Raw genomic sequence first — 15,899 nt, 5'->3', positions numbered from 1 at the left:
TCGACTTATCCTGATCAAGGAGGAATTTATGTTTGGATCAAACGAGCTTACGGGGATCGTTGGGCAGCTCGGACTACCTGGTGGTACTGGGTCAATGTGGCGGGCTTTATTCCTTCGACGTTAGTAGTAATGGGGTCCGTTTTACAAATGCTGTTTTTCCCAGATCTATCTGTATGGGGCATGGTTATCTTTTGCATTATTTGCACTTGGGTTGTTGTAGGTTTCAACTGTATTGATCTACAGGATGCTAAATGGCTGACTATGCTAAGTACGATCTGTAAATTATTGGCCTGTTTGGCTTTGATGATCGGAGCAGTAATGACCTTAACTACTAAGGGATCACAAACAGAATTTTCGATGGCTAATATCGTACCAACCTTTGACTTAAGCTTCTTTGCGTTAGTTCCGGTGTATGTTTATGCTTTAACAGGTTACGATTTGATCAGCTGTTCAGCAGGTGAAATGGAAAATCCTAGCAAAAATGTGCCAAAAGCAGTTTTCTCTAGCGGTATTTGTACAATTGTTTTGTATATCATTGCGGCAGTGGCCATGCTGATTATTTTGCCAGTGGACAGTATTGACCCTGATTCTGGTTTGTTTATTGCTTTTGGAGAAGTTTTTGGTCGCGGGGTGGTAATCGTTGTTGGTGTAATTTCCTTTATCGCTTTTCTAGGTTACATTTTCAGTTGGGCTTTAGGGGGCAACAAGGCTGCGTTAGAGGCGGGACTAGAGGGTGAGCTGCCGAAGGTTTTTGCAAAAACCAATAAAGTACATGCGCCAATTGGCTCAGCTATTTTACTGGGACTTTCTTCAACCGCATTGCTGGTCTTTTATGGCTTAATCTCTTCTAGTAATGCTAATTTATTTTGGACATTGCTGTCCTTTACGTCGATTATTTTCTTCTTACCATATATTATTCTTTCATTCGCTTTTATTACTTTGCGTAAGAAAGACCCAGATATCGAACGACCTTTCCGAATTCCTGGTGGTGACGGTATTGGAAAATTAGTCGCAGCTGTTCAATTTATCTTCTTTGCTTTCAGTACAATCTTCTTCTTTCTGCCTCCAGAAGGAGAAAATCCAGTATCTTATGTTTTGTTCTTAGTTGCTGGAGTTGGTTTAGCGGTGGGCATAGGCGAGTGGTTGATTGATAAATCCATCAAAGAACGAACGGCAAGAGAAATGGAAATGGAATAAGTACGACTAAAGACTGCTGCCAATCGGTTAGCAGTCTAATTTTATCTCTTTTTTTGGGACTTCCTGTATACTGTTTGGAAAAGGAGAGGTTTCATTATGCTGGATGAAATAGAACAAACGAGGCCCAACCGTCGGGGATTAATAGCCACGCCATTTTTGTTGGCAATTGGTTTTATAGGACGCACGACTGACTGGCCGCTTAGCTGGATTTGGCTGTTTCTTTTCTCTTTATTGGCGCTGCTTTTTCAATTTGGTCCTGATGCTTGCAAACTATTCCTTAAACCAATGGGAAAAGGCAAAATAAGGTACATCATACTGTTTGTAGTGCTGAGCTTTGTTCTTTCAACGATTGCTGCAAGATTGGGCAATTTATTGTTGAATAATCAAACGGTAGAAAATCCTATTGCGCAATCGTTGCACGAGAACAGCTTACTGCAAAATATCTATTTCTTTCTTACCACCTGGATCTCACTGGCTGGTGAAGAACTAACGACTGCCGCAGTAGCTTTTCCTTTGTATTATTATTTAGTTAAGCAATTCGGACAAAAGCAAGCCTTTCTTTTCAGTTCCATTTTGAGTGCATTATTTTTTGGTTCGTTGCATTTGACCACTTATTCTTGGAATTGGTACCAAAGTCTAGTAGTCATTGGCTTGACGCGTCTCCCATTCAATTATGCCTGGAAGAAAACCGACAGCCTTCGCGGTGGAATTATCGCTCATACTGTTTATGATTATCTGATTTTTTTCTTTGTACTACTTGCAGGTATGCACTAAAATTTGTTGTCGTATCAATCGTTCTCCTTTATACTTTAGGTAATAGATAAAAGGAGGCCTTTGTTTGACAAGCTTATGTTTACTACTGGTAACACGCTCTTCTCATAGCTAAAAAATAAGGAGAGTGCAAAAAATGACCATTAACATTCGTGAAACAAATGAGCAGGACCGTAAGACAATTTTTCAAGTGGAGGATCTAGCCTTTAATGACCCAGAAGTGCCAGTGCTGGCTGATGAATTATTGGACGATCCAACGGCACAACCGTTACTATCACTATTGGCTTTCGACGGAGAACAGGCAGTAGGGCATATTTTGTTTACTAAAGGTTGGCTAGAAGGTTTTGAAGAATTATCAGTTTCAATTTTAGCTCCTCTGGCGATTATTCCTAGCCATCAAAAAAAGGGAATTGGCGGGCAGTTGATTCGAGCAGGTCTGAATCTGCTAAAGCAGCAAAAGGGAGATTTGGTGTTTGTTTTAGGTCATATTGACTATTATCCTCGTCATGGATTTGTCCCAGCATTACCACAAGGCTTTATTCCACCTTATCCTACAAAAAAAGGGTTGGAGGATGCGTGGATGGTTCAACCGATCAGTACTATTAACTTGGCTGATTATGCTGGATTAGTCCATGTAGCGAAGGTAATGGACAAGCCAGAGAATTGGTAGATAGTTAGAATAAAGAAAAGGTACCCCAACCTTAATGAATGAGTTGGGATACCTTTTTCTTTATTTTCTGTGTATTTTATAAAACAAAGATACAAGCCGTTGGGTTCAATCTGACTGTGAATATCTACTGGGAAATGGCGAAGCACGCACAAAGATAGCTAGCTGGATGATAGAATACACAAGTAAAAATTTGGTCTAATTTAGTTGTATGGTACACTATAGACAGAGATAATAATGAATAAGCAGCTTGAAAGAAGAGCGCTATCAAAGATTAGAGGAGAAATAGGAAAAAAATTTAGTTTTTTTCGCCAAAAAGTATTTACAAAAAGATTTCTTTTGTTACAATTATATTACAGAGAGAAAAAGAGGGTGAAACCATGAAAAAAATCATTGGGTTAACTTTATTACTATGTTGTTCTGTTGCTTTAGCAGGCTGTGGTTCAGGAGACAACGGGACCACTAGCTCCAGTATGGCGCAATCGACTTCTGAGGTAAAAAGTCTCAAATTAACAGTTGCCAAAGAATTTACAACGGACGATACCGGGAAAGCAACGATTAAAGGAAGCACTGATCCTGAGGCTAAGATTAAAATTGAAGATGATACGGTAACAGCTGATAACAAAGGGAAATTCACTTATGATTACAAATTAGAGGAAGCAGAAGGCAAAACCATCACTATTACTGCCTCCTTGGATGACTTGAAGAAAGAACAGAAAGTAAAAATTACACCATCTGCTGATTTTATAAAAGAAAAAAATACTGTTGCAACTTCAACGGCGAACAATCAACAAACGACGCCGTCCAGCGAAGCGCAGCAATCGAGTCAAATTGGCCAAGTATTAACTACGCCATGGGGTGAACAGGTGACTGTTTTGCGAGTATTGCCAAATGGTGAACGAGTAATCAGTGAGGAAACCTCTCAAGCGGATATCAATAACGACGGTGTTTTGACCTATGAAGAATTAGTTAAAACGGAAAATGATATGGACGCTCAGAATGCCCAACAGGAAGCTCAAGTTGGTAAAGTCTTAATTACGCCATGGGGTGAAGAGGTAACAGTTTTACGAGTGTTGCCAAATGGCGAACGAGTGATTAGCGAACAGACTTCGCAAGCGGACATTAATAACGATGGCATTTTAACCTACGAGGAATTAGTTAAAACGGAAAATGATATGGATGCACAGAAAGCACAGTAAAAAATTATTAAAAGAAGGCAGTCGAATTCGGCTGTTTTCTTTTTTTAGTTGTAACAAGTCTTTTACTTAATGATATACTCAAATGACTAATAACTAGGAGGTTGAATACTTTGAACATTGAAACAGTAAAAAAAATGATTAATTCTGGAGAACCCTACGATGATATGGATGCTGGTGTTGAAGCAATTCGGGCAAAAGCAATCCAGGAATGCCGAAGATACAATTTTTTGGTGAATTCGGAAAACAAGTATGATCTATCAATTTTACAAGGACTATTACATTCGATCGGTGAGGACGTTTATATTGAGTCAAATTTTTTGTGTGAGTTTGGCTTTAACATTTCTATTGGCAGCAATGTGTACATTAATCATGACCTAATTATTCTAGACTGCAATCAAGTGACAATCGGTAATGGTGTTTATATTGCTCCCAGAGTGGGAATGTATGGCGCGAATCATGCGGAAGACCCTATTGAACGAGCTGAAGACCATATTGTGTATTCAAAACCGATAAAAATTGGTGACCGAGTTTGGCTGGGAGCGGGTGTCCATGTTTTACAAGGAGTGACAGTTGGGGAAAATACGATTATTGGTGCAGGCAGTGTAGTCACGAAAGACATTCCAGCCAATGTAATTGCTGCTGGGAATCCTTGCAAAGTGATTCGACCAATTCGCGAATCCGATCGGAAAAATGGTAATAAATTTTAGCTATTTTCATAACGAAATGGGGTGCAGAAATGGCGCTTTTTATTAATCTATTGGGTTTTACTGGCGGATGGCTGCTGTTTATCTTTCCTATGTACCAAGCCTTTTTAGAGTTATCAGATCAGGCAATAACTTTTTCTAAAATGGTTTCGGGCAGATTAGAGACAGTCAAAAAAATTTCTCCTCTTTACTGGGTACTTCCTCCATTAAAAATCCACAAAGAAAAGGAACGGGCACTCATCATTATCCGTGAAATGAAATTAGAAGCCAATGATCTCAAAAAGTTGCTGTTGTATTTTGATAAAGCGACCGCTTGGTTCTATGTAGCATTAGCTGGTCTTTTCAACAGCATTTATGTGACCTATGAGTTATTTGGGAAACTTCATTTACCAAGATCTCCGCTCCATTTTTTCATAACAATTATCGTACTGATTGTTTTGAGTGCCAGCAGTGTCAGATATCGTTTAGATGCGAAACGGATCGAACAGAAGATCTCAGGTATCCGCGGTGAATAATTCTGTTTGTTAAAAAAGAACAATAAAAGAACAGAGCCAACTGTAATCAACTGATAAAATGAAGCTATTGAGTTTAATACTTTTACAAGGAGATTTATCAGTTGCTGTTAAAAATTGTAGGAACATTAATTGTCGGCTTTTTGGGTGGGACAGTCGCCAAGCGTTTAAAAATGCCAGCCGCTTTTATGACGGGAAGTATGCTGGCAGTGGCGCTTTTTTCGATTTTGTCGAATGCTATGTTTATGCCTAGCAGTTTAAAGGTCATCGCTCAAATTGTCAGTGGTGCATATATTGGTCAGCAAGTATCAAAGCAGGATTTGCTAAACTTTCCTAAACTGGCAAAATCGATTGTTTTACTGCTGACCTTTTTCACCATTAATACCTTTGTGATGGGCTATTTATTTGCTCGTTTTTTTTCAATTGATTTGACCACAGCGCTCTTGAGCTGTCTTCCAGGTGGGATCATGGATGTGTCATTGATTAGTATTGACATGGGAGCACAGGCAGAAATTGTTGCTACCATGCAGTTGGCACGTCTGGTAGGAATGCTGCTGATATTGCCTTATTGGATTACGTTCATTCTGAAACGCTTAGGTAAAGTCGAGAAACGGGAAGTAGCGGATGATATATCGTCCAATAAACTTGTGCCTTTTGGAACCAATCATGAGTTGATGAATAATCTGTTGATTCTTCTAATTGCCGGATTTGGCGGCTTGCTGGGAATGTACTTGCAAATACCAGTAGGAGCACTGATTTTCTCGCTTATTTTTTCTTGTGGGTTGAAGCTTCTAAAAAATACGGCACCGTTGAATAATAAAATACGGCAATTGGCTCAGATTTTGGCTGGTTCGATTATTGGCAGTACCTTTACTAGAGAGAGTCTGGAACAAATAGTTCAGCTATTCATTCCTGCTTGTCTTTTGCTGATCAGTTATTTATTGATTAATATCTTGTTTGGTTTTATCGTTTACAAGAGGGGGATTTTAGACTTGCGCTCAGCTCTATTCGCTTCATCACCGGCAGGAGCGACGGATATTTCGCTAATTGCTGGAGAGTTGGGCGGTGATATGCCCAAAATTGCCGGTATCCAAATTTGTCGAACGCTTTATACAATTATTATTTTGCCAATACTAGTTCGCTTAGTTGTCGAACACGCCTTTTTACGCTGATTCAGCGTTTTTTTATTATCGAAATTTGCTGTGAGAATAAGGACTTGTTATACTTGTTTTTAGTAGAAAAGATGAAGTGTGTGCTTGAAAATGCCGAATTGGGTATGTATTATGGTCATTTCGTTGATTTCAACTGCGGCTTACAAAATGATTATGTGGATTGCCATTGTTTCAACAATCAAGCAAGTAAAAAGAAAATTAAGCTTGAAGAAGTCTTTTTTGATCTATTTATAAAAGGAGGATTTGATGCTCACAACCAAACCTGTTACGAAGCAGCTGCCCGCTTACTTACGAATTGTAGAAATTTATAAGCATTCTTTTCCAAAGGATGAACAGATGCCCTTTTGGCTAATGCGCTTGTTTGCACGTAGAAAGCGGGTGGATTTTTTAGCGTTTTATGATCAGGAGGTTTTTTGTGGTTTTGCTTATTTGGTTTATAACGAAGGGCTAACCTTCGTTTTCTATCTGGCGACCGATCCTGACATGCGTTCAAAAGGGTATGGTTCGCAAATAGTTCGCTGGATTCAACAAGAATATGCGGAGTCAGGAATTGTTCTGACGATTGAAACCGTTGATCCAGATTATCCTGATTATGCGCAGCGAAAACGAAGACAAAAATTCTATTTCAACAATCAAATGCAGGATACTGGTTATCGTGTGAAGGAGTTTGGGGTCGTTTACGATGTATTGACCAATGCGCCTGACTTCTCCTTCGAAGCATATCGTAAGGTATTAAAATATTTCTCTTTTGGCTTTTATTCGGTGAAACCAGAGAAGGGATCGGATCAGTTATGATTAAAGAATTAACACCAACACATAGTGAAATTGATGAACTTGCCCAAATCTGGTTGGCTAGCAATCTTTCGGCTCACGCTTTTATTCCAGCTGAATACTGGCAAAAAAATTATACGGACGTCAGAGAATTATTGCCTGATGCCAGACTATTTGCTTATTATCGGGAAGATAAAATTGTCGGCTTTTTAGGTTTAATGGATCAGTATATTGCCGGAATCTTTGTTCAAGCCGCTTATCAACACCAAGGCATTGGCAAAGCTTTGATGGCTGAAGTCAAAAAGCAGCAGACAAAGTTATTTTTATCTGTCTATGCTAAAAATGAACAAGCCCTGCACTTTTATCAAAAACAAAACTTTGTATGTACTGGAAGTCAAGTTGAACAGGCCACCAATGAATTAGAATATCAAATGGTTTGGCAGGATTAGGCATTTAAGTGATCGCTTATTCTCATTGAATTTAATCAAAAAGTTCAAGATACCATTAGTCCTTTGATTGAGAGACTGAGGAATTATAAATTCGTTTTATTGCCGGGGCAACCATATGTGAATTCAATGAGGCTCCTCAACATCTTTGAATAATTATTGACTTAGCGATTGAGTCAACGGATGGGGATAGTTAAGGCATACTAAATAACTCTGTCTTTTAACCTGCAAAGAGTCTATAATGGTCAGTAACTATTTTTGAAGGAGACTTTTAATGAATATTCTAATTATTTATGCTTACCCAAATCAAACGGGTTTTTCAGCGGGAGTCTTAAAGACAGTTCGAGAGAATTTGAGTAGTCAGCATCAGGTGAAGGTGCTAGATTTGTACCAAGAAGGCTTTGACCCTTTGTTAGTCTTTAACGAGCAGAATCAGAGACGGGATTTAGCTACGGATGAAAAAACTAAAAAGTATCGGGAACTGCTGGAGTGGTCGGAACAGCTAATATTTATTTTTCCGATTTGGTGGAGCAGTATGCCAGCAATCTTAAAAGGATTTATTGACCGGGTATTTGCTAAGGGCTTTGCGTATGAATACAGGGGAATGATGCCAGTGGGTTTATTAAAGGGTCGCCAAGCTTGGATTATTACCAGTCATGATACACCGAAGCCTTATGCACGTTTTTTTCAACAAGACTATGGCCGTGTGTTGAAGCGGCAAGTACTGGAAATGTGCGGTATTAAGCCAGTGAAATTAACAGAAATTGCTTATTTACGAGGCTCGACGCCAGAAAAACGAGAGAAATATTTACGTAAGTTGGAAAAAATGAGTCAAGCGTTTTAAATGAAAGAGATGCACTTTTTGAGGCCTAGTGAAAAAGTTTGGCTCAAAAAATTAGAAAAACTATTTGACAAATGAGAATTTAGTGATAATCTATTGATTAATAAAATATTTTTTCGATGAGAAAGAAAGTAAGTTTGGAACGGTTTAAGAGAGACTCTGGCAGGTGAAAAGAGTTAGAAGTGACAAGCTGAAAATGGCTTTTGAGAAACTTTTGACGATAGGTAGTCAAAAGCGGAATGTCCGCCGATATCAGGGCCATCGATCTCACAATGTGACGTCGAACTGAGGGAAGGGAAACCTTCTAAATTTAAGGTGGTAACACGATCATTCGTCCTTTTGCTAGTCATGCTGGCAGAAGGGCTTTTTTTATTTTTCAACGCTCGCTTGATCAAATTTTTTAAAACAAAAAAGAAAAGGATGTTGACAATGACTCAAAAAATTCCATTTACAGTAGACCATGTAGGCAGTTTTTTACGACCAGAAAGTATTAAGGAGGCACGACAAGAGGTAGCAGCAGGTACTCTGTCGCAAGCGGAGTTGCGGAAGCTGGAGGATCAGGAGATTGCCAAACTGGTAAAGGAACAAAAAGCGGTAGGTATTAGAGGGATTACCGATGGCGAATTTCGGCGAGGCTTTTGGCATATTGATTTTTTGGAGAATTTAAACGGAGTTGAAGGTTATGTGCCAGAGCAAGGCTACAATCAGCAGTTTCACGGTAAGGCGGCTCCATCTTACAATATCCGAGTGACAGAGAAGATTTCTTTCAATCTAGAACATCCTTTCTTAGCTGATTTCATTTTTCTGAAGGATTTAGTGGAAACAGAGGTTGGCTATTATGCTAAGGCCACAATTCCTAGCCCGACCATGATTTTACGGCAGGAGTTATTAGCAAATGATGGATCTTCTCAAATTACTAAAATTTATCCTGATTTGCAGGACTTTTATCAGGATTTATCAAAAACCTATCAGGAGGCTATTCAAGCGTTTTATCAAGCAGGTTGTCGCTACTTACAGTTTGATGATACTAATTGGGCCTTTTTGGCCGATACAGATAAACGGTCTGAATTGACTGCAAAAGGAATTAATCCAAAAGAGATTGCTCAAATTTGTACGACAATCATCAACGATGCTTTAAAAAACAAACCAGAAGATTTGATAATCACCACCCACATCTGCCGTGGAAATCACGCCTCCTCTTGGTTGTTTTCTGGTGGATATGAACCAATTGCTAAGGAGTTGTTCTCAACGAATTACGATGGATTTTTCTTGGAGTATGATTCGGATCGAGCGGGGGACTTTGCACCGCTTCGTTATTGGACTAACCCCAATAGCAAAGTAGTTTTAGGCTTAGTCACCTCCAAGTTTCCTGAGCTGGAGGACCCGAACTTGCTGGTCCAACGAATCAAAGAAGCAACAGACTATGTACCACTTGAAAATTTGGCGATCAGTCCTCAATGTGGGTTTGCTTCCACCCAAGAAGGAAATAGATTAACATCAAAAGAGCAGTGGGCGAAAATTCAATTGCTGCAAGAAGTGGCTAAAAAAGTTTGGTAAGCTTGGAAATCAGAATAAAATGATACTGTAAACATGGAACCGAAGACTTTTTGAAAGAAAATAAGGTTAATCCCTGGATAATCGGGGACTAACCTTATTTTAACAATCGATCTCATCGCGAATCTCGCCTTGTTTTTTTGCTAACTAGTTCGCTGCTTGAATTGAAAATTGCAGCAGATAGTTGCTGCTTTTTACTCCAGAGAGTGGTCCAGAGTAGTCGCCTTTTAAGGTGAAGCTACCTTTGCTGCCAGTTTCGGAAAAGGGCTGTAAGGTAACTCCTTTGCGAGTATCTATGTTTGTCAAGCTTACTAGTTCTTTTTGGGCATTGTAAGAAGCAGCTAACTCCAAATTTAAGGTTGCTTCAAAACTAGAATTATTGGTTAGCTGATCCACCAGTTTGAATTGGTTGTTCGTTGAATCAGTTAATGCTGTTGCGGAAACCAAAATTGGGGTATTACCCAGATTTATTGCATCATAGCTCGTGCTTTTGAAAGCACCAGTCATGGGGGAGGTAAAAGCCGCCTGAACTGGTAATTGAACAAAAATTCCTGGTTCAACTGTTTGGGTTGTGGACAGCCAATTGCTCGTGGTACCGACAGTGAAAGTTCGACCAGAAGCAGTTAGAGTGATCTGATCCTTAATCTTCGTATAAAGATAATAAGTTTGAGCAACTAATTGATTGATCGTAAATTGCGTTTGACCCGTTAAACTTTGGTTCGCCTTCAAGGTATTTCCACTGGCCATTTCGATAGCTGCTTGTGAACTTTCGCTATTGGGATTTTGATCGGCTACTAAATCAGCGGTTGCAACCTTATAGGTGGTTTCCTGCAGGGTACGATCAGTTGGTGTAGGAATCAATGATTCACCCAGGATTAAATCACTTTGTTTTGGAGCGACTTTAGTAGTCGCAGAGACAGACGCCACTTTAGCAGTAGGCTGATAAAGTAAAGTGACTTGATTGGCAGTATTATTTTCAGTATAGGAAGCAGACTGATTGATATCTAATAATTTTGGATTTGCTGCTTCTGTTGCTCCATTAATTAGAGTGTTTATTTGTCCTTTCCTAAATGCATCAGCATCTTTTCGATTGAAGGTCATTGTCCCGCCAGTAAATAGATTCGTTCCTGCATTAGTTTTAGAAAATAAAATTCGTTTTGGATCATCCGCATTTACCACTGTATTTCCCTTTAATGACCAAGATGTCGAAACCGATTTATTGTTTTCGAAAAGTACCTCAGCATTCTTTCCAACATTCAGAGTAGTGGGTCCTCCATCTGATACATTGCGAATACCTGAATTCATATAGCTTGTTCCCCGCAAACCTCCACCATTGATAGTTTTGTAGTGAAATTGAGCATTTTCCCCAACATTTAAGGTGGCGATACTACTAGCAAATAAATCATTTTTTCCATTGTCAATGGTTACTTGAGCATTCTGATTGAGAGATACATCAATGGGCCCTTTCTCCGATTCTCCACGAAAGACAGCATCCTCGCCGTTAGGATTCGACATCACCTTGATATAATTCGTGCTGGCTGCATCGAAAATGATCCAGCGAAAGCCAGATGCGAATTCACGTCCGTAATTTCCTGTACTAGAGCTAATAAAACTGTTAGTGCCTTTAAAAGTAATCGTGCTGCCGGTTCCGTAATAACCGTTAAAAGGAACTGCACCGTTTCCAGAAATAGTATAATTTACATTTTCAATCGTTAAATTCAAATTGGCTGCAAAAGAAGAACCATTAGTATACGGATAAACTAATCCAGCAGTGGTTGAATTAGGATATGCATTGCTGCCGAAGCTTAAATTACGAAAAGTGATATTCAAATTAGCTGATGAAACCTTTAATAAAGTACTCGTGTTGAAGTTTGCATCGTTTGAAGTGTAACCAAAAAACATACCGTATTGATGTGTTCCATCAGTCCCTCCTCCATCGATAATTGTATCCGCATTAAAGGTTAAGGTATCGATCGCCAAATTTACATAACCATAAACAATATCTGTTTGTAAAAGCAGGTACTTTTTTTTGTAGGTAGTATCTGCCATGGCCGATTTGAAGCTGGCATAGTTGGTGATAGCATATAGGTGATAACCTTCAGGAACAGTTACTTCACTGTATGTCGTAGCAGACCGTTCCATTCTAGGCAGCTCTTCTGATTCGAGTGTGTCAACAGATTCGTTAGTTGCTTCTTCACTAGAAGACCCACTGCTTTGACTTGAATTTGTCGTAGCTTCTGTTGTTTCATCTGTTGTTTCATTGGTAGATTCGGTAGTTGTTTGGCTAGACGCAACTGTCGAACTTGTTTCAGGACTTTCAATTGTTTCCTCAGCCGCCGTTTTTATTGGTATGAAAAAAATCAGACATATGCTGAGTAAATAAGATAATTTCTTCATAAATCTTCCTCTCATCGAGTTTACTTCATGATTACTATACGTCAATTCGTTCTTAGAAATTTTTATTTTTTCTGCAAACAAATTGAAAATATATAAAAAATAACGTATTTACCTTCATTCTCGAATGCTGTAGGATAAAAAGCAATCCAGCAAGATACTTACCTCAGCAGTTAAGTTAGAGGAAAGCTGTTTAATAGAAATTCAGTTAGATAAAGGAGGGACTGACTTTTAAAAAGAAAGAAAATAGGAAAAAAATGTGGTATCTAGTGCTGCTTTTACTTCTGCTGCTTGGCGGATATTTTGCTTACAACTATTTTTCCGAAAATGATTCAGCCACAGTGATAGCCGGGAATTTTTTACCAGAGGGAAAAGATGCATCTAAAATGACCGAAGCAGAAGTCGCTGATTATGCGCAGCAAGCTGTGGATAACAGTCAATTTAATATGCGGATTGTTGCCTCTGCAATAATTGATCAAGAAAGTATGACTGGAAAATTGGCAATTCAAAACCCACCATCCAATGCTCAGCCGGCCAACGTAATTGTTACTCTGGACAGTACTGGAGAGGTTCTTTACACTTCAGGTGCCATTCAACCAGGAGAGGAAATTAAAGAAGCCACTTTGGATAAAAAACTAAATCAAGGGACTTATTCAGCTACTGCAACCTTTGAAATTTTCAATTCAGATACCAAGAAACAACAGGGACAGGTCAAATCCGCCCTGGAAATTGTCGTTCAATAAAAGAACAATTAGAGGAGATCAAAAAAATGAAAAAAATTATTACAGGATTATTGCTAAGTGCTGGAATGTTAAGTTTTGCTGTAGGAGCAGCTGCAGCTGAAACCGATAATGGTGATGGAACCAAAACAGTAACAGAAGCAGGTACAAGTACAGTTCCAGTAAAAGGAACACTAGGGGCGGACAACTCCAAACCAGATGCCGGAATTGACGAGGGAAACACTGATTGGGTCAATGTGACGGTGCCGAGCAAAACCTTGTTTTACAGTGCTGGTAAATCAACAACGATTAAATCCCCAAATTATACAATTGAAAATCATTCAGGTCGTCCTGTGACAGTATCTGTGGCAAGTTTTTCTTCCCAAACAGCAGATGGCGCACTTAGCAAAATTACCAGTTTGAATGTTGCATTGAATGCAAACTTGAATGGAACCAAAACTGATGTAGCGGTTATCAGCAGCGGAACTCCTGCTGGTGAAGCAGAAACAAGCTTAGGGGAATTGGCGAATAGTGAAGGTAAGTTGACTTCAGCTGGAACCACTAATAACGCAACTTCTTTAACTTTTGGTTACTCAGGAAGTTTTGATCAAGGCAGCGTTACTGGTCAAATCACTGAAACTTACGATTTAGGGCTGAAATTCACTCCAACAAAATGGTAAACTCATCCCTCTAAGTAAGGAGGCAGTCATTTGACAAGTCAGATTGAAGTTTTTGGGACCTTGGGAACGGAGGAATCAATCCCTGCTGATCAGCCAGTTGTCACTGGCTCAACCGAAGTAGAATCACGGGTTTATTCCGGCAGACTGGCCCAAACGAATGATACGATCAACAACAGTCTAATTATTTTAGGTTTTATTTTGTGTATGACGATTTTTGTTGTGTATAAAATAAGATCTCTTGAAGAGAATTAGTAGGAAAGTCGAAGAGTGTTAAAGCTTTTCGACTTTTTTAGTGAGAATTGAGAGTGGTGAGAATCTTTTGGTTTAGTGAAAGCAGATAGATGGGTATTGTCGGGATGAGGAGTGATCTGCGAAGGAAAAAGTATTCCGACAGAAAGTGCCATACTCTAACGATAACTAAAAATTCTCACGATGAAAATAGTGTTTTAAATATTAAGCGAATTCAACAGAGCGCTGAGCCAAGTCTTCTTTTGTACGCAGCATCTTGATTACGATCAGGCTTTGGGAGAAGCAATCGATCACTGAGTGTTTTACCAAGCTTAACTGAGCCGGATGGAAAATTTCCAGATAGCTCAATACCGCGGTTGTTCCTCCGATTACATCGACTGCATGATAGCCTTTTTCCGTTAAAAAGCGAGCCATAGTTTTCGCTCGTTTCCCTGACTGGCTGAATAGGTAATAGGTTTCTGATTTATCTAATTCATTATAGCGATTCGGCAGCTGAGTCAAAGGAATCTGTGTGACTGAAGAAGGTGTTCTGACTTCTTCTGTATCAAAAAAATCTGGGTCTCTAAGATCCAGCACATGCAAGGGCTTCGTTAAAGCAAGGGCGACGAATTCTTGGGTGGTCATTGAATAATTCATGGTGATAAGTCCTTCTCTCTAGTTTTGTTACGACAAAATATTAATATACAATGAGAGAAAACACAAGTGTTATTTAAATAAATTCTAATTAGCGCGTTAAAGAAATAGTAGCAACCCCTTTATTTTTACAATTTTTCATTTGCGAAAGAGAAAGTATAAGTTTTTCTTCAATTCCTCAAATACTAAAATGTTTTACCAAATAAAAATAGCCGAATCAACAAATTATTGTTGATTCGACGAATAAGGATTTGTGCCTCAGGGTAAGGTGATGACCTCTTCGGAGTCTTTATCAAAGAAGTGGGCCTTGTTAACATTGAAGGCCAGATCAATTGTTTCACCTGGATTGTGGAAATCTCGGGCATCGACTTTGGAAATGAATTCTGTTTCGCCAATCTTCGTGTACAGCATGGTTTCTGCTCCCAAAAGTTCAGAAACCACTACTTCAGCAGTAACGGTGGAACCTACTGCGGCATCTAAAGCAACCTGCTCACTGTGAATATCTTCAGGTCGAACACCGAAGATTAATTCTTTACCTTCGTAGCCTTTTTCTAGCAATACTTTGTTTTTACCTTCAGGAATACGCAGTCTTAAGCCATAACCGTCAGTAATTACCCCCTGGTTCAAAGAAACGTTGAAAAAATTCATAGCTGGAGAACCGATGAAGCCGGCTACAAAAACATTTTTCGGTTGATTGTACACCTCTTTGGGTGAACCGATTTGCTGTACAAAGCCATCTTTCATAATAACAATCCGGTCAGCCATCGTCATTGCTTCAGTTTGGTCATGAGTTACATAAATAGTTGTAGTTTCTAATCTACGATGCAGTTTGGCAATCTCCGCCCGCATAGCTACCCTTAACTTGGCATCTAAATTGGAAAGGGGCTCATCCATCAGAAATACTTTAGCATCCCTGACAATTGCTCGTCCTAAGGCTACTCGTTGTCTTTGACCACCAGAAAGGGCTGCTGGTTTGCGAGAAAGATAGTCGGTTAATCCGAGAATTTCAGCAGCATTTTCAACCCGCTCCTTAATTTTTTCCTTACTATATTTCCGTAATTTCAAGCCAAAGGCCATGTTATCAAATACAGTCATATGAGGATAAAGAGCATAGTTTTGGAAAACCATTGCGATGTCTCGGTCTTTAGGAGCGACATCATTCATTAATTTACCATCAATCGAAAGCTCGCCTTCAGTAATATCCTCTAAACCGGCAATCATCCGCAATGTAGTCGATTTTCCACAACCAGAAGGGCCGACGAAAACGATAAATTCTCTATCCGCAATATCCAAATTGAAATCAGTTACAGAATTATTTGGATTATTGTCATATCTTTTGTAAATATTTTGCAGCTTCATTTCTACCATAGCAGTTCCTTCTTTCTTGTCA

Annotated in this window: 18 protein-coding genes and 1 other annotated feature; of the genes, 15 read left to right on the top strand and 3 right to left on the bottom strand. The window is 39.2% G+C overall.

The annotated features are described in order from the left end of the window. The 12 genes from IGI46_RS21675 to IGI46_RS21620 form a co-directional block, all read left to right on the top strand. On the top strand, positions 1-1,197 hold a 1,197-nt coding region (locus IGI46_RS21675), incomplete at its 5' end, for an APC family permease (protein WP_429974223.1). Between the two features lie 96 nt (positions 1,198-1,293). Further along, on the top strand, positions 1,294-1,971 hold the full coding sequence (locus IGI46_RS21670) for a CPBP family glutamic-type intramembrane protease (RefSeq protein ID WP_429965776.1): 678 nt from the start codon (positions 1,294-1,296) through the stop codon (positions 1,969-1,971). A 133-nt stretch (positions 1,972-2,104) separates the two neighbouring features. After that, the gene (locus IGI46_RS21665) at positions 2,105-2,638 is read left to right on the top strand and encodes a GNAT family N-acetyltransferase (protein WP_429965777.1); all 534 of its coding nucleotides are present in this window, start codon (positions 2,105-2,107) and stop codon (positions 2,636-2,638) included. A gap of 377 nt (positions 2,639-3,015) precedes the next feature. After that, positions 3,016-3,834 carry a hypothetical protein gene (locus IGI46_RS21660; RefSeq protein WP_429965778.1) on the top strand — a complete coding sequence of 273 codons (819 nt, stop codon included), beginning with the start codon at positions 3,016-3,018 and terminating at the stop codon, positions 3,832-3,834. 110 nt (positions 3,835-3,944) lie between these two features. Continuing rightward, the gene (locus IGI46_RS21655) at positions 3,945-4,541 is read left to right on the top strand and encodes a sugar O-acetyltransferase (protein ID WP_207701938.1); all 597 of its coding nucleotides are present in this window, start codon (positions 3,945-3,947) and stop codon (positions 4,539-4,541) included. Between the two features lie 29 nt (positions 4,542-4,570). Beyond that, positions 4,571-5,053, top strand: coding sequence for a hypothetical protein (locus tag IGI46_RS21650; RefSeq protein ID WP_429965780.1), 483 nt, complete (start codon positions 4,571-4,573; stop codon positions 5,051-5,053). Positions 5,054-5,157: 104 nt separating this feature from the next. Then, entirely contained in the window at positions 5,158-6,222 is a 1,065-nt protein-coding gene (locus IGI46_RS21645) for an AbrB family transcriptional regulator (protein ID WP_429966088.1), read from the top strand. 90 nt (positions 6,223-6,312) lie between these two features. Further along, complete coding sequence (locus IGI46_RS21640) at positions 6,313-6,456, top strand: hypothetical protein (RefSeq protein WP_429974222.1); 144 nt, start codon at positions 6,313-6,315, stop codon at positions 6,454-6,456. A 12-nt stretch (positions 6,457-6,468) separates the two neighbouring features. After that, positions 6,469-7,017: a GNAT family N-acetyltransferase gene (locus tag IGI46_RS21635; RefSeq protein ID WP_429965782.1), complete on the top strand. Its 549-nt coding sequence runs from the start codon at positions 6,469-6,471 to the stop codon at positions 7,015-7,017. Further along, complete coding sequence (locus tag IGI46_RS21630; RefSeq protein ID WP_429965783.1) at positions 7,014-7,442, top strand: GNAT family N-acetyltransferase; 429 nt, start codon at positions 7,014-7,016, stop codon at positions 7,440-7,442. Before IGI46_RS21635 ends, IGI46_RS21630 begins: the two co-directional genes overlap by 4 nt. Positions 7,443-7,713: 271 nt before the next feature. Further along, complete coding sequence (locus IGI46_RS21625) at positions 7,714-8,283, top strand: NAD(P)H-dependent oxidoreductase (protein ID WP_429965784.1); 570 nt, start codon at positions 7,714-7,716, stop codon at positions 8,281-8,283. 107 nt (positions 8,284-8,390) lie between these two features. Continuing rightward, positions 8,391-8,622 (top strand) — a binding site (T-box leader). Positions 8,623-8,709: 87 nt separating this feature from the next. Beyond that, complete coding sequence (locus IGI46_RS21620) at positions 8,710-9,837, top strand: 5-methyltetrahydropteroyltriglutamate--homocysteine S-methyltransferase (protein WP_429965785.1); 1,128 nt, start codon at positions 8,710-8,712, stop codon at positions 9,835-9,837. A gap of 144 nt (positions 9,838-9,981) precedes the next feature. Here IGI46_RS21620 and IGI46_RS21615 read toward each other — a convergent pair whose 3' ends face one another. Continuing rightward, complete coding sequence (locus IGI46_RS21615) at positions 9,982-12,231, bottom strand: hypothetical protein (RefSeq protein WP_429974221.1); 2,250 nt, start codon at positions 12,229-12,231, stop codon at positions 9,982-9,984. 266 nt (positions 12,232-12,497) lie between these two features. Between IGI46_RS21615 and IGI46_RS21610 the strand changes: the two genes are divergently transcribed. Genes IGI46_RS21610 through IGI46_RS21600 form a run of 3 tightly spaced genes read left to right on the top strand, consistent with a single transcriptional unit; the run spans position 12,498 to position 13,879 of the window. After that, positions 12,498-12,971 carry a hypothetical protein gene (locus IGI46_RS21610; protein WP_429965787.1) on the top strand — a complete coding sequence of 158 codons (474 nt, stop codon included), beginning with the start codon at positions 12,498-12,500 and terminating at the stop codon, positions 12,969-12,971. Positions 12,972-12,997: 26 nt separating this feature from the next. Further along, positions 12,998-13,627 (top strand): hypothetical protein, encoded by a 630-nt coding sequence (locus IGI46_RS21605; protein WP_429974220.1) that lies wholly within the window; start codon positions 12,998-13,000, stop codon positions 13,625-13,627. Positions 13,628-13,657: 30 nt separating this feature from the next. Continuing rightward, positions 13,658-13,879 carry an LPXTG cell wall anchor domain-containing protein gene (locus IGI46_RS21600; protein WP_429965789.1) on the top strand — a complete coding sequence of 74 codons (222 nt, stop codon included), beginning with the start codon at positions 13,658-13,660 and terminating at the stop codon, positions 13,877-13,879. Between the two features lie 201 nt (positions 13,880-14,080). Here IGI46_RS21600 and IGI46_RS21595 read toward each other — a convergent pair whose 3' ends face one another. Beyond that, positions 14,081-14,512: a rhodanese-like domain-containing protein gene (locus tag IGI46_RS21595; protein ID WP_429965790.1), complete on the bottom strand. Its 432-nt coding sequence runs from the start codon at positions 14,510-14,512 to the stop codon at positions 14,081-14,083. Positions 14,513-14,767: 255 nt separating this feature from the next. Next, positions 14,768-15,877 (bottom strand): ABC transporter ATP-binding protein, encoded by a 1,110-nt coding sequence (locus tag IGI46_RS21590; RefSeq protein ID WP_429965791.1) that lies wholly within the window; start codon positions 15,875-15,877, stop codon positions 14,768-14,770. Positions 15,878-15,899: the final 22 nt, after the last annotated feature.

This window comes from Enterococcus sp. AZ163 (assembly GCF_050498925.1).
GTDB lineage: Bacteria > Bacillota > Bacilli > Lactobacillales > Enterococcaceae > Enterococcus_A > Enterococcus_A ferrettii.
Note: the sequence above shows the minus strand (reverse complement) of the source record. Positions and strands in the feature narration are given on the sequence as shown.

Bases quoted from the DNA above. Each gene is read 5' to 3' on its own strand.
- IGI46_RS21590 (WP_429965791.1), bottom strand. From the start codon at position 15,877: ATGGTAGAAATGAAGCTGCAAAATATTTACAAAAGATATGACAATAAT.
- IGI46_RS21650 (WP_429965780.1), top strand. From the start codon at position 4,571: ATGGCGCTTTTTATTAATCTATTGGGTTTTACTGGCGGATGGCTGCTG.
- IGI46_RS21620 (WP_429965785.1), top strand. From the start codon at position 8,710: ATGACTCAAAAAATTCCATTTACAGTAGACCATGTAGGCAGTTTTTTA.
- IGI46_RS21670 (WP_429965776.1), top strand. From the start codon at position 1,294: ATGCTGGATGAAATAGAACAAACGAGGCCCAACCGTCGGGGATTAATA.
- IGI46_RS21635 (WP_429965782.1), top strand. From the start codon at position 6,469: ATGCTCACAACCAAACCTGTTACGAAGCAGCTGCCCGCTTACTTACGA.
- IGI46_RS21665 (WP_429965777.1), top strand. From the start codon at position 2,105: ATGACCATTAACATTCGTGAAACAAATGAGCAGGACCGTAAGACAATT.
- IGI46_RS21630 (WP_429965783.1), top strand. From the start codon at position 7,014: ATGATTAAAGAATTAACACCAACACATAGTGAAATTGATGAACTTGCC.
- IGI46_RS21640 (WP_429974222.1), top strand. From the start codon at position 6,313: ATGCCGAATTGGGTATGTATTATGGTCATTTCGTTGATTTCAACTGCG.
- IGI46_RS21625 (WP_429965784.1), top strand. From the start codon at position 7,714: ATGAATATTCTAATTATTTATGCTTACCCAAATCAAACGGGTTTTTCA.
- IGI46_RS21595 (WP_429965790.1), bottom strand. From the start codon at position 14,512: ATGAATTATTCAATGACCACCCAAGAATTCGTCGCCCTTGCTTTAACG.
- IGI46_RS21615 (WP_429974221.1), bottom strand. From the start codon at position 12,231: ATGAAGAAATTATCTTATTTACTCAGCATATGTCTGATTTTTTTCATA.
- IGI46_RS21660 (WP_429965778.1), top strand. From the start codon at position 3,016: ATGAAAAAAATCATTGGGTTAACTTTATTACTATGTTGTTCTGTTGCT.
- IGI46_RS21605 (WP_429974220.1), top strand. From the start codon at position 12,998: ATGAAAAAAATTATTACAGGATTATTGCTAAGTGCTGGAATGTTAAGT.